The 13,286-nt window shown below is 74.4% G+C and carries 11 protein-coding genes; 6 read left to right on the top strand and 5 right to left on the bottom strand.

From position 1 onward, the window contains the following. The first annotated feature begins 73 nt into the window (after positions 1-73). Positions 74-868, top strand: a complete 795-nt coding sequence (locus GA0074704_RS13700; RefSeq protein WP_088970870.1) for a trans-aconitate 2-methyltransferase — start codon at positions 74-76, stop codon at positions 866-868. Then, entirely contained in the window at positions 865-1,890 is a 1,026-nt protein-coding gene (locus tag GA0074704_RS13705; RefSeq protein ID WP_088970871.1) for an adenosine deaminase, read from the top strand. Before GA0074704_RS13700 ends, GA0074704_RS13705 begins: the two co-directional genes overlap by 4 nt. A 209-nt stretch (positions 1,891-2,099) precedes the next feature. On the opposite strand, the gene GA0074704_RS13710 is transcribed toward GA0074704_RS13705, so the two are convergent. Both GA0074704_RS13710 and GA0074704_RS13715 read right to left on the bottom strand, forming a co-directional pair. After that, on the bottom strand, positions 2,100-3,497 hold the full coding sequence (locus GA0074704_RS13710; protein WP_088970872.1) for a HAMP domain-containing sensor histidine kinase: 1,398 nt from the start codon (positions 3,495-3,497) through the stop codon (positions 2,100-2,102). Positions 3,498-3,526: 29 nt separating this feature from the next. Beyond that, positions 3,527-4,216, bottom strand: a complete 690-nt coding sequence (locus tag GA0074704_RS13715; RefSeq protein ID WP_088970873.1) for a response regulator transcription factor — start codon at positions 4,214-4,216, stop codon at positions 3,527-3,529. A gap of 74 nt (positions 4,217-4,290) precedes the next feature. Here GA0074704_RS13715 and GA0074704_RS13720 point away from each other — a divergent pair, with 74 nt between their 5' ends. Then, positions 4,291-5,205 carry an ADP-ribosylglycohydrolase family protein gene (locus GA0074704_RS13720; RefSeq protein ID WP_088970874.1) on the top strand — a complete coding sequence of 305 codons (915 nt, stop codon included), beginning with the start codon at positions 4,291-4,293 and terminating at the stop codon, positions 5,203-5,205. A 120-nt stretch (positions 5,206-5,325) separates the two neighbouring features. On the opposite strand, the gene GA0074704_RS13725 is transcribed toward GA0074704_RS13720, so the two are convergent. Beyond that, positions 5,326-6,318 carry a DUF1775 domain-containing protein gene (locus GA0074704_RS13725; protein ID WP_088970875.1) on the bottom strand — a complete coding sequence of 331 codons (993 nt, stop codon included), beginning with the start codon at positions 6,316-6,318 and terminating at the stop codon, positions 5,326-5,328. A gap of 212 nt (positions 6,319-6,530) precedes the next feature. Between GA0074704_RS13725 and thrS the strand changes: the two genes are divergently transcribed. Together thrS and GA0074704_RS13735 are read left to right on the top strand one after the other, a co-directional pair. Next, on the top strand, positions 6,531-8,582 hold the full coding sequence (gene thrS, locus GA0074704_RS13730; RefSeq protein ID WP_088970876.1) for a threonine--tRNA ligase: 2,052 nt from the start codon (positions 6,531-6,533) through the stop codon (positions 8,580-8,582). A 61-nt stretch (positions 8,583-8,643) separates the two neighbouring features. Beyond that, positions 8,644-9,195 (top strand): HIT family protein, encoded by a 552-nt coding sequence (locus GA0074704_RS13735; RefSeq protein ID WP_088970877.1) that lies wholly within the window; start codon positions 8,644-8,646, stop codon positions 9,193-9,195. Between the two features lie 40 nt (positions 9,196-9,235). Here GA0074704_RS13735 and GA0074704_RS13740 read toward each other — a convergent pair whose 3' ends face one another. Then, a complete protein-coding gene (locus tag GA0074704_RS13740; protein WP_088970878.1) occupies positions 9,236-9,733 on the bottom strand; it encodes a hypothetical protein in 498 nt (165 codons plus the stop codon). Between the two features lie 112 nt (positions 9,734-9,845). Here GA0074704_RS13740 and GA0074704_RS13745 point away from each other — a divergent pair, with 112 nt between their 5' ends. Further along, a complete protein-coding gene (locus GA0074704_RS13745; protein WP_231926915.1) occupies positions 9,846-10,847 on the top strand; it encodes an aldo/keto reductase in 1,002 nt (333 codons plus the stop codon). 41 nt (positions 10,848-10,888) lie between these two features. On the opposite strand, the gene GA0074704_RS13750 is transcribed toward GA0074704_RS13745, so the two are convergent. Continuing rightward, a complete protein-coding gene (locus GA0074704_RS13750; protein WP_088970880.1) occupies positions 10,889-13,051 on the bottom strand; it encodes an elongation factor G-like protein EF-G2 in 2,163 nt (720 codons plus the stop codon). Positions 13,052-13,286: the final 235 nt, after the last annotated feature.

Genomic DNA, 13,286 nt, shown 5'->3' on the forward strand with positions numbered 1-13,286 from the left:
TCAGTAGGTTGCCGGGGCGCGCGGCGGGCCGTACCGTCTCCAACAAGACGGACGTACGGTTTGGGAGGCTGTCATGTGGGACCCGACCACCTACCTGCGCTACGGCGACCAGCGGTCCCGGCCCTTCCACGACCTGGTGGCCCGCGTCGTGGCCGACCGGCCCCGGGCGGTGGTCGACCTCGGCTGCGGTCCCGGCACGCTGACCGCCACCCTCGCCGATCGCTGGCCGGCCGCCCGGATCGCCGGCCTCGACTCCTCCGCGGAGATGATCGGCCGCGCCACCGCGCTGGACACCCCGGTCGACTTCGCCGTGGGTGACGTCCGGGCCTGGCGTCCGGAACCGGACGTGGACGTGCTGGTCTGCAACGCGGTGCTCCAGTGGGTGCCCGGCCACGAGGAGCTGCTCACCCGTTGGGCCGCCGAGCTGCCCGCCGGGGCCTGGCTGGCCTTCCAGGTGCCCGGCAACTTCGCCGCCCCCTCGCACCGGGCGCTGCGCGCGGTCGCCCGCCGCGACCGGTGGGCCACCACCCTGGGCCCGCTGCTGCGCGAGGCCCCGGTGGGCGACCCGGCCGACTACGCGGCGCTGCTCACCGGGGCCGGCTGTGCGGTGGACGCCTGGGAGACCACCTACCTGCACCTGCTGCCGGCCCCCGACGGCGCCGAACACCCCGTGCTGAGCTGGATGGAGGGGACGGCGCTGCGCCCGGTCCGGGCCGCGCTGGACGCCGCCGGCTGGTCGGACTTCCGCGCCGAGCTGGGGGTCCGACTCGCCGAGGACTACCCGGTACGGCAGGGTCAGGTGTACTTCCCGTTCCGCCGTATCTTCGTGGTGGCCCGAACCGGCGCCCACGCAGAGGAGAAACCGTGACCGACCTGCCCACCTTCATCGCCGGGCTGCCGAAGGCGGAGCTGCACGTGCACCACGTGGGCTCCGCCTCGCCCCGGATCGTCGCCGAGCTGGCCGCCCGCCACGAGGGACGCAGCCCCGTCCCGGCCGACCCGGACAAGCTCGCCGACTACTTCGCCTTCCGCGACTTCGCCCACTTCATCGAGGTCTACCTCAGCGTCGTGGACCTGATCCGCGACCCGGAGGACGTCTGGATCCTCACCCACGAGGTGGCCCGCGAGCTGGCCCGCCAGCAGGTCCGCTACGCCGAGCTGACCGTCACCCCGTACTCGCACGTGCACCGGGGCATTCCGGCGCCGGCCTTCTGCGAGGCCATCGAGGACGCCCGCAAGCGGGCCGAGGCCGACTTCGGCATCGCGCTGCGCTGGTGCTTCGACATCCCCGGCGAGGCCGGCCTTCCCGCCGCCGAGGAGACGCTGCGGATCGCCCTGGAGGAACGCCCCGACGGGCTGATCAGCTTCGGTCTGGGCGGCCCGGAGATCGGGGTGCCCCGACCGCAGTTCAAGCCGTACTTTGACCAGGCTCGGGCGGCCGGGCTGCGTTCGGTGCCGCACGCCGGGGAGACCACCGGCCCGCAGACCGTCTGGGACGCCCTGCGCGAGCTGGGCGCCGAGCGGATCGGGCACGGCATCTCCGCCGCGCAGGACCCGGAGCTGCTGGCGTACCTGGCGCAGCACGGGATCGCCCTGGAGGTCTGCCCCACCTCCAACGTCCGCACCCGGGCGGTGCCGACCATCGCCGAGCACCCGCTGCGGCAGCTGGTCGACGCCGGTGTGCTGGTCACGATCAACTCCGACGACCCGCCGATGTTCGGCACCACCCTCAACGACGAGTACGCCGTGGCAGCGTCGCTGCTGGACATCGGCCCGGAGGGACTGACCGCGCTGGCCCGCAACGCGGTGACCGCGTCCTTCCTGGAGCCGGCGGAGAAGGCCCGGCTCGGCGCCGAGATCGACGCGTACCTGGCGGGCGTCGCCGGCTGAGCGGCGGGAAGGTGGCGCGCGGCGGAAGCCTGGTGTGGGGGGACCGGCTCCCGCCGCGCGCGGCTCCGCCGGCCGGGTGGGTGGAACGGGGCGAAAGGCCGGCGGAACTGATGGGTTCGCCAGACGATCCTGACAGCCCGCGAGCCGGTCACCTGCGCCGTTAACCCGGATCTAAGGAAGACTTGCGACGGCCCACAGTCGACGCCGGTTCAGGCGTCGGTGGGACGTTGCCTCGGCCAGCGCCGGCCGGTCTTCGGCTCGCGGGCGTCCCGCGCCATCCGACCGACCAGCCCGAACCGGCTCACCTGGCGGGGCACCGCGTCCGGGTCGGTCAGCAGCATCACCACGCTGGCGCCGCCGAGCCGGGCCCGGTCGATGCTCACCGACCCGTTGGCCTGCAGGGCGACCCGCTTGGCGATGTCCAGCCCCAGGCCGGTCGAGCCCTGGTCGCTGGCGCCCCGGCGCAACGCCCGGTCCGGGTCGGGGATGCCCGGGCCGGCGTCGTCGATCCGGATCGCCACGTACCCGTCCCGGCGGGAGACGGCCACCTCGAACGCGGTGCCCTGCGGGGTGTAGCGGAAGACGTTGCCGATCACCGCGTCCAGCGCGGCGGCCAGCTCGGCCCGGGGCACCGACGCGGGGATCCGCAGTTGCGCCCCGGTCACCCGGTGCGGGCGGTTCTGGTCGCCGGCGAGGGCCGCCCAGAAGACCATCCGGTCCCGGACCACCTCGCTGACGTCGCACATCGCCGGGCCGCTCTCCTGGCCGACCGCCTTGCGGGTGGCCTTGATCAGCTGGTCGACCTCGCCCTCCAGCGTGACGATCGCCTGCCGGATCCGCCGGATGCCGCGGCGCCGGTCCAGCTCCGCCTCGCTGAACGTGCCGATGCTGGTGTCGTCGGACTCCAGCGCCTCGGCGTCCAGCCGCAACGCCGTCAGCGGGGTACGTAGCCGGTGGGAGAGGTCCGCCACCAGTTCCCGCTCGTCGGCGCGCGCCGCGACCAGGCGGTCGGCCATCCGGTTGAACGCGTACCCGGCCTCGGCCAGCTCGCGCGGGCCGCTCGGCTCGAGCCGTACGCCCAGGTCGCCGGCGCCCACCGCGAGCGCCGCCTTGACCAGCTCGCCGGTGGACTCCACGGCCCGGGCGGCGACCCGGTCGACCACGATCACCGACGCGCCGACCAGGGCAGCCGCGACCGCGGCCAGCAGCAGCCAGCGACCGCCCGCACCCTCGTCGAGCAGGTCCTGCGGGACGAAGACCTCGACCACGACCACCCGCTCGCCGAGCACCACCGGGTCGAGCCGGGCCTTGCCGCCGGGCACGTCCACCACCACCGAACGGCGCCCGTCCCGGGCCTCGGCCAGGTCGGCCTCGCCGACCCGACCGGCGGGACCGGCGCCCAGCCCGTGCACGACCGCCCGGGTGTCCGGGGTGTCGCCGCTGGCCTGCACCGCGCGGCGGACCGCGGCCGGTTCCGTGCTGACCGCCAGCGCGCCGGTGACCAGCGCGCCGCGCCGGGCGGCGTCGGCGAGCACCTGGTCGTGCGCCTCGTCGCCCAGGCTGATCCCCAGCGGGACGAGGAAGGCGAGCGCGACCAGGCTGCACATGCCGGCCGTGAGCGCGGCCAGCGCGGCCCTCAGTCCGGGGCCACCAGCCGGAATCCCACCCCCCGCACGGTGCGCAGGTAGCGCGGCTTCGCCGCGGACTCGCCCATCTTTCGGCGTAGCCAGTAGAGGTGAACGTCGATGGTCTGGTCCTCGCCGACCGACGGCTGCCGCCATACCTCCTCCAAGAGTTCCCGGCGGGACACTACCCGGCCCGGCCGCGCGGCGAGATACGCCAGCAGGTCGAATTCCTTGCGGGTGAGCGCCAGCGGCTCACCGTCGAGCAGCGCGCTGCGCTCACCCACGTCCACCCGCAGGCCACCAACGGTGTGCACGGCCGGCTGCACGGTCCGGCTGGCCCGGCCGACCCGGCGCAGCACGGTGGTGATCCGGGCGTCGAGGTGCGCCCCGGTGAACGGCTTCACCATGTAGTCGTCGGCGCCGGCCCGCAGCAGCCGGACCACCGACTGCTCGTCGTCGCGCGCGGTGGCGATGATGATCGGCACGTCGGTGATGCCGCGCAGCATCCGCAGCGCGTCCGAGCCGTCCAGGTCGGGCAGGCCCAGGTCGAGCACCACCAGGTCGGGGGTCTCGGCGGCTACCCGGCGCAGCGCGTCCAGCGCGGTGCCCACGGCGTGCACAGCGTGCCCACGGTCGGTGAGGGAGCGGAGCATCGCGCCGCGGACGACGTGGTCGTCTTCGACCAGGAGCACGGTGGCCACGTGGAGAACCGTACTTGGCGTGGCAAGTTGATCGCGTTGCGGCACACCCCGGAACCGGGCAAGCTGGGACGACGATGGCCTTCACTCTCTTCCCCGACACCCGGCTGGCGCTGGCCCGGGACGCCCTGACCGGCCTGTCGGTCGGCGACGCGCTCGGCGCGACCTTCTTCCGGCCCGGCGACGCGGTGGCCCCCTGGGGTGACCCGCCGACCGGCCCGTGGCCGTGGAGCGACGACACCGAGATGGCCTGCTCGGTGCTGGCGGTCCTCGCCACCGCGGGCGAGGTCGACCGGGACGACCTGGCCACCTCCTTCGCGCAGCGTTACGACCCGGCCCGCCGCTACGGCGCGGGAGCGGTCGGGATCCTCGAACTGATCCGCGGCGGCACGCCCTGGCCGGTGGCCGCCGCGTCGGCCTTCGACGGGCAGGGCTCCTGCGGCAACGGGGCCGCCATGCGGGTCGGCCCGCTGGGCGCCTGGTTCGCCGACTCCACCCGGCGCGCCGCCGACCAGGCCCGCGCCTCCGCCGAGGTCACCCACGCCCACCCGGAGGGGATCGCCGGCGCCGTCGCGGTGGCGGTCGCCGCCGCGCTCGCCGCCCGCGCCCGGCTGGCCGGCGACCGCCCCGAGCCGGCCCGGCTGCTGGCCGCCGTCACCGCTGCCCTCGACCCGACCGGCGAGGTGCACGACGGGGTACGCCGGGCCGCCGCGCTGCTCGGCCGGCCGCTGCCACGGGTCGTGGACGTGCTGGGCAACGGCTCCCGGATCACCGCGCAGGACACCGTGCCGTTCACCCTCTGGGTGGCCGCCACCCACCTCGACGACTACCCGACCGCGCTGCGCGCCTGCGTCGAGGCGGGCGGGGACGTGGACACCACCGCCGCCATCGTGGGCGCCGTGGTCGCCGCCCACTGCGGGGTGGGCACCCCCGGCGGCGTCCCGTCCGGCTGGCTGTCCGCCCGGGAACCCCTCCCCACCTGGCTCCCCTGACGCCGCCCGCCCCGCGCGCCGCCCCGCCCCGCGTCAAGATCCGCGCAACGTCGTGGAAGTTGTTGCCTCCCTCGTGGGGGATGGGGACTCTTTCCGTGAAGTTGTCCGCTCGGCGAGGGCTCAGCGGGCCTCGGCGGGGGCGCTGGAGGGACGGGCGGGGATGAGGTCGCGGTCGGGGTCGGAGTGGGCGTCGGGGGTGTCGGGCGGGAGGGCCAGCACGTGGTGTCGGCGGCGGCTGACCAGCCAGCCGATCGCGGCCCCGCCGCCGAGCCCGGCGAGCAGGCCCCCGCCCAGCAGCAGGTCGGCGCTCGGCCCGTCGGTGGATGCCGCCGTCGACGCCGGCCCCGCTGCCCGAGCCCCGTCACTCCCTGCGTACGCCCCCGGTGCCTGGTCCGATCCCGGTGCCTGACCCGCACCTGTCGCCGGCCCCGGCTCCGAGCCCGATGCCGAGCCGGGCTGCTGGACCGGCCCGGCGGCGTCGGTGCCGCCGTGCCCGGCGTGCCCGCCCGAGACGGGCAGGGCCGGCAGCAGGGGGATCGTCGGCGCGGGATGTGCCCCGCCGGCCGGGTCCGTCCACCGGATCACGGTGCCGTCGGCGTACGTCTGGATCAGTTGGAAGGTCACCCGGTCGGTGGCGGGCATCGGTCCCATGCCGAGGGAGAGCCGGGCGGGCGCGGTGCCGGCGCCGGGCGCCCGGGTCCAGGTGACGGCCTCGGTCACTCGGTCGAGTTCAGGGGAGTGGATGCCGGCGACCGGACGGTCGAGGGTGCGGGTGGTGATCCGGGGCGCCCAGTCCGGCACGGACAACGGATAGACCTCCCCGATCGGCGCGTCGGGCGGCATCCGCAACTCGATCCGGGTGGTCCGGCTGCCGGCCCGTTCCTCGGGCAGCAGCACGGCCACCTCGACCGCGTCCCCCTGGTGCACCTGGGCCGGGGTGGTCGTCACCGTCGCCCCCGCCGCCGCACCGGGAACGGCCGCCGCGGCTCCCCTCGGCAGGCCGGAGATCCCGGCGCCGGGACCCGCCGCCGAGGCGGTACCCGGCCAGCCCAGGGTCCCGGTCGCCACGGCGGTCAGCAGCAGCGCCGTCCGAACCCGACGGGTCATCGTCATGTCGCCCCCATCCGTCTGTGCCGGGCCGGTACCGGCTCCGGCCCCACCCGGTAGTTCGGCGCCGGGAGCGGAAAGGTTCAACGGTGGGCCGAACCGGACGCCACCGGCGGGGGCGGACCCGGCGTCGCCGACGGCGCGCCGGAGGGCGACCGATAGCATCGCAGGAGCCGGTGACCCGGCACCCCAGATCCGTTTCGACGACAGGAGCCACCGTGTCCGCACCCCGTACCCCCGTCGTGGCCGACCCCGTCGTCGTCGCCGCCGGGACGACGGCGGCCGACGCGGTGGCCGCGGCCGGCCTGCCCACCAGCGGCCCCAAGGCGATCGTGGTGGTCCGCGACCCGCAGGGTCAGCTGCGCGACCTCGACTGGGCGCCCGCCGAGGAGACCAGCGTGGAGCCGGTCGCCATCGACACCCCGGACGGGCTGAACGTGCTGCGCCACTCCACCGCGCACGTGCTCGCCCAGGCCGTGCAGGACGTCTTCCCCGAGGCGAAGCTCGGCATCGGCCCGCCGATCGAGAACGGCTTCTACTACGACTTCGCCGTCGACAAGCCGTTCCAGCCGGACGACCTGGCCAAGCTCGAGAAGCGGATGCAGGAGATCGTCAAGTCGGGCCAGCGGTTCCGCCGCCGCCGCTTCGGCAGCCTGGACGAGGCGAAGGCCGAGCTGGCCGCCGAGCCGTTCAAGCTGGAGCTCGTCGACCTCAAGGGCGAGCAGGAGCAGAGTGACGTCAAGGGCGAGGGGCTGGACTCCTCCGAGGTGATGGAGGTCGGCGGTGGTGAGCTGACCATCTACGACAACCTCGCCGCGAACGAGGACAAGGTCTGCTGGTCGGACCTGTGCCGTGGCCCGCACCTGCCGAACACCCGGCTGATCGGCGCGTTCAAGCTGATGCGTTCGGCCGCCGCGTACTGGCGGGGGTCGGAGAAGAATCCGCAGCTGCAGCGGGTGTACGGCACCGCGTGGCCGACCCGCGACGAGCTCAAGGCGTACCTGAAGCTGTTGGAGGAGGCGGCCCGCCGCGACCACCGCAAGCTCGGCACGGACCTCGACCTGTTCAGCTTCCCGGACGCCATCGGGTCGGGCCTGCCGGTCTTCCACCCCAAGGGTGGCGTGATCAAGCGGGAGATGGAGGACTACGTCCGCACCCGCCACATCGAGGAGGGCTTCCAGTACGTCGGAACCCCGCACATCTCGAAGGAAGGGCTCTTCCACACCTCGGGCCATCTGCCCTACTACGCCGACGGCATGTTCCCGCCCATGGAGCTCGAGGGCGCGGACTACTACCTCAAGGCGATGAACTGCCCGATGCACAACCTGATCTACCAGTCGCGGGGGCGGTCCTACCGGCAGCTGCCGATGCGGCTGTTCGAGTTCGGGTCGGTCTACCGCTACGAGAAGTCGGGCGTGATCCACGGCCTGACCCGGGTGCGCGGCTTCACCCAGGACGACTCGCACTCCTACTGCACGAAGGAGCAGGCGCCGGCCGAGATCAAGCACCTGCTGACCTTCGTGCTGGGCCTGCTCAAGGACTTCGGCATCGACGACTTCTACCTGGAGCTGTCGACCCGCGACGAGGCCAAGCCGGAGAAGTTCGTCGGCACCGAGGAGGACTGGGCGACCGCCACGGCGGTGCTGGAGGAGTGCGCCCGGGAGACCGGCCTGGACCTGGTGCCCGACCCGGGCGGCGCGGCGTTCTACGGCCCGAAGATCTCCGTGCAGGCCAAGGACGCCATCGGCCGCACCTGGCAGATGTCGACGATTCAATACGACTTCAACCAGCCGAAGGGCTTCGGGCTGGAGTACCAGGCGGCGGACGGCACCCGGCAGCAGCCGGTGATGATCCACTGCGCGAAGTTCGGCTCGATCGAGCGGTTCATCGGGGTGCTCACCGAGCACTACGCGGGGGCGTTCCCGGCCTGGCTGGCCCCGGTGCAGGTGGTCGGCATCCCGATCCGCGACGACCACGCCGACTACCTGGAGGGCTTCGCCGACACGCTGCGCCGGCAGGGGATCCGCGCCGAGGTGGACATGGGCGACGACCGGATGCAGAAGAAGATCCGTAACGCCCAGCAGCAGAAGATCCCGTTCATGGTGATCGCCGGCGACGACGACGTGGCCGCCGGCACGGTCTCCTTCCGCTACCGGGACGGCTCGCAGCGCAACGGCGTACCGCTGGACGAGGCGGCAGCGCACGTGCTGGACGTGGTCCGCTCCCGGACCAACGCCGGCCCGACCGCGCCCGGCACCCCGAACACCTGACGGAGCCCGGGCGGGCCGTGCCGTGCGGCGGCCGGCCCGCCCGGACCGTAGGATCGCCAGCGTGACAGGGGCGGAGCGGCACCTCGACGGCGACGACGGACTGGCGGACGGTCTGGAGCGGCTCTGGACGCCGCACCGGATGACCTACATCTCCGGGGAGGACCGGCCCGAGGGCGGCTACGAGAAGCCCACCGGCTGCCCGTTCTGCCTGGCCCCCGGCCTGCCTTCGGAGACCAGCCTGGTGGTGGCCCGGGGCGAGCACGTCTTCGCGGTGCTCAACCTGTATCCGTACAACCCCGGTCACCTGCTGGTCTGCCCGTACCGGCACGTGGCCGACTACACCGAGCTGGACCTGCCGGAGACGGCCGAGCTGGCCGCCTTCACCCAGGACGCGATGCGGGTGGTGCGGCGGGTCAGCAACGCGCACGGCTTCAACCTGGGGATGAACCAGGGCGGGGTGGCCGGCGCCGGGATCGCCGCCCACCTGCACCAGCACGTGGTGCCCCGGTGGGGCGGCGACGCGAACTTCATGCCGGTGGTGGGGCGGACCAAGGTCCTGCCGCAGCTGCTGGCCGACACCCGCGACCTGTTCGCCAAGGCCTGGCCCGCCTGAGGGGCGCGGCGCGCGGCCGGCGCCCGGCCGCCGCGGTGGCTCAGCCCGCCGCGCGGAACGCGGCCACCAGCTCCGGCCAGCTCTCCACCCGGTGTACGCCGGCCAGGTGGGCGGTGTGCGCCACGACCTCGGCCGGGCGGGGCCGGAACAGGTACCGGTGCCCGACGGTGTCCAGGTAACCGAGCACCTCCAACCGGTCGTCGACGAAGTCGGTGAGCCCCAGTCGCGCCGCGATCGGCCCCTTCTCCGGCCTGCTGCGGCAGAAGTGCAGCCGCTCCGGACCGATGCCGGTGCGGTCGTGGAAGCCGTGGTGGGCCAGCCAGTCCCGGGTACGCCGTTCGGTCGACTCGCCGCACTTGGACACCACGTGCACCTCGTCGGCGAGCCCCGTGAGCGTCGCCAGCGCCTCGAAGGCCCCCGGCACAGGTGGCGTGAGCCGCCAGTTCGGCCCGAAGAACGACGTGTCCTCGTCGGAGTCGGCCGGTTCGATGATCACGCCGCCGACGTCCACTCCCAACAGCCGCATGCGGTCGATCATGCACCAACGGTCACGATCGCGCCCATCGGGCCGAACGGGATGGCACGATGCGTCGGTGGCAGTGACGACGCGGACGCTGGGCCGCAGCGGCATCGAGGTCAGCGCCCTCGGCATGGGGTGCTGGGCGATCGGCGGCCCCTGGGCCGAGGCGGGCCGGCCGCTGGGCTGGGGGCCGGTCGACGACGAGGAGTCCGTCCGGGCGGTCCGCCGGGCCCTGGACCTGGGGGTGACCCTCTTCGACACCGCCGACACGTACGGCGCGGGGCACGGCGAGCGGGTCCTCGGCCGGGCGCTCGCCGGCCGCCGCGACGAGGCGGTGATCGCCACCAAGTGGGGTTACACCTTCGACGAGGACGCCCGGCAGGCCACCGGGGAGGACACCAGCCCGGCGTACCTGCGCCGGGCGGTGGTCGCCTCGCTGCGCCGGTTGGGCACCGACCGGATCGACCTGTATCAGCTGCACCTGGGCGACCTGCCGGTGCCCCGGGCCGAGGCGCTGCTGGGCGCCTGCGAGGAGCTGGTCGCCGACGGGCTGGTCCGGGCGTACGGGTGGAGCACCGACCGGCCCGACCGCGCCGCCGCCCTGGGCCGGCGGGGCAGTTCGGCGACCGCCGTGCAGCACGGCCTGTCGGTGCTGCGCGACGCCCCGGAACTGCTCGCCGTCTGCGAGAAGTACGACCTGGCCAGCGTGGCCCGGGGGCCGCTCGGCATGGGCCTGCTGACCGGCAAGTACGCCGCCGGCTCCACGCTGCCCCGCGACGACGTACGGGGTACCGGGCCGACCTGGCTGGAGTGGTTCCGCGGCGGCCGGCCCGCTCCGGAGTGGCTGCGCCGGGTGGCGGCGGTACGCGGCGCGTTGACCGCCGACGGCCGTACCCCCGCCCAGGGTGCCCTGGGCTGGATCTGGGCCCGCAGCGGCCGGACGGTGCCGATCCCGGGCTGCCGCACGGTGGCCCAGGTCGAGGAGAACGCCGGGGCGCTGCGCCTCGGCCCGCTCTCCCCGGACCAGTTCGCCGAGGTGGAGCGCCGCCTAGCCGCGGTCCGGTCGGCGGCCCTGCGCGACGCCGACCGCCCGTTCTGGCCGATGCCGTCGGTGCCCACCGCCCGCCCCTGACCGCCGTCGTCGCCGACGACGGCCGGGCGCGGATCGGAGGTTCAGCCGTTGGCGGCGTGTTCCTTGCGGAGCTGGTCGGCGAGGTGGGTGGGCATCGGGTCGTAGCGGGCGAACTCGCGGCGGAAGGTGCCGGTGCCGGCGGTCATCGCGCGCAGCTCGACCGCGTACCGGAGCAGTTCGGTGGCCGGCACCTCGGCCCGGACCAGGGTGCGGCCCTCGGCGTCCGGGTCGGGTTCGGTGCCGAGCACCCGGCCGCGCCGGCCGGACAGGTCACCCAGCACGGCGCCGACCGACGGGTCGGGCACCCGGATGGTCACCTCGTCGACCGGTTCCAGCAGCGCCGGGGCGGCCTTGTCGGCGGCGTCGCGCAGGGCCAGCGCCCCGGCGGTCTGGAAGGCCGCGTCGGAGGAGTCGACGCTGTGCGCCTTGCCGTCGACGAGGGTGACCCGCAGGTCCACCACGGGGTGGCCGGCGACCAGGCCGCGTTCCATCTGGGCCCGGACGCCCTTCTCCACCGACGGGATGTAGTTGTGCGGCACCGCCCCGCCGACGACCTTGTCGACGAACTCGAAGCCGGCGCCGCGGGGCAGCGGCTCCACCTCGATGTCGCAGACGGCGTACTGGCCGTGGCCGCCGGACTGCTTGACGTGCCGGCCGTGCCCGCGGGCGGCGCCGGTCAGCGTCTCGCGCAGCGACACCCGCACCGGCTCGGTCTCCAGTTCGACGCCGCCGCTGCGCAGCCGGTCCAGCACCACGTCGGCGTGCGCCTCGCCCATGCACCAGAGCACCAGCTGGTGGGTCTCCGGGTTGCGTTCCAGCCGCATGGTCGGGTCACCGGCGACCAGCCGGGCCAGGTTGCGGGCCAGGGCGTCCTCGTCGGCCCGGCTCTTCGCCACGATCGCCACCGGCAGCAGCGGCTCGGGCATCTCCCAGGGGGCGATCAGCAGCGGCTCGTCCCTGGCGGAGATGGTGTCGCCGGTCTCCGCGCTGCCGGACTTGGTGATCGCGCAGAGGTCGCCGGCCATGCAGGCGCTCACCTCGCGCAGGGTCGCGCCCAGCGGGGTGAAGATGTGTCCGACCCGCTCGTCGGCGTCGTGGTCGGGGTGGCCGCGTTCGGTCAGGCCGTGCCCGGAGACGTGGATCACCTGGTCGGGGCGGAGCGTGCCGGAGAAGACCCGGACCAGGGAGACCCGGCCGACGTGCCGGTCGACGGTGGTCTTGACCACCTCGGCGACCAGCGGACCGTCCGGGTCGCAGGTCAGCGGCGGCCGGGGGCCGCCGTCCACCCCGGTGACCGCGGGCAGGTCGTGCTCCAGCGGCGACGGGAAGCCGGCGGTCAGCACCTCCAGCAACGCGTCCAGGCCGACCCCGGTCTCGGCGCAGACCGGCACCACCGGATAGAAGTGGCCGCGGGCGACCGCCTTCTCCAGGTCCTCGATGAGGATGTCGGTGCCGATCTCCTCGCCCTCGAGGTAGCGGTCCATCAGGGTCTCGTCCTCGCTCTCGGCGATGATCCCCTCGATCAGCTCGCCGCGGGACTCGGCGATGGCCGGCAGGTGCTCCGGGTCGGGTTCGCGCACGGCGGCGGGGTGCCCGGCGGTGTAGTCGAAGACCCGCTGGGTGATCAGGCCGAGCAGCCCGGCCACGGAGACCCCGTCGTCGCCGAGCATCGTCAGGTAGAGCGGCTGCACGTTGTCGCCGAAGACCCGCTGGCACAGCGCCACGGCCTCGTCGAAGTCGGCGCGCGGGTGGTCCAGCCGGGCCACCGCCACCGCGCGCGGCATGTCGACCGCCGCGCACTCCTCCCACAGCGCCGCGGTGGCCGCGTCCATTCCGTCGACGGCGGAGACCACGAACAGCGCCGCGTCGGCGGCCCGCAGGCCGGCCCGCAGCTCACCGACGAAGTCGGCGTAGCCGGGGGTGTCGAGGAGGTTGACCTTGACGCCGTCGTGCACCAGCGGGGCGCAGGCCAGGCTCACCGAGCGCTGCTGGCGTACGGCCGCCGGGTCGTGGTCGCAGACCGTGGTGCCGTCGGTGACCGTGCCGGCCCGACCGATCGTGCCGGTGGCGGCGAGCAGCGCCTCCACCAGGGTGGTCTTGCCCGCGCCCGAGTGCCCGACGAGCACCACGTTGCGAACCCTGTCGGGTCCGGTCACCACCGGCGTGCCGCCGGTGACACCCTTCTCCTGATTTTTCTGCGCCATCGGGGCGCACCTCCCTCAGCCGTGGTGGGTGGTGTCCGCCGCGCGCGACGGGAAGCGGCCCGAGCGGGTTCCGCGGCGACATCCTCCGGTGCTCTGCTGCCTTGCGGTCACGGGACGGGTGGCCGGGTGAGCTGGCTCACCCCGCCACATCCGATCTCACACCCGTTGTCGACCCGGCACAAGGCTCCGGGCTGACCGGCCGTACCGCGTCGCGGGACGGACCGTTATCGTGGGA

It is taken from the genome of Micromonospora siamensis, assembly GCF_900090305.1.
In the GTDB taxonomy this organism is placed as follows: domain Bacteria; phylum Actinomycetota; class Actinomycetes; order Mycobacteriales; family Micromonosporaceae; genus Micromonospora; species Micromonospora siamensis.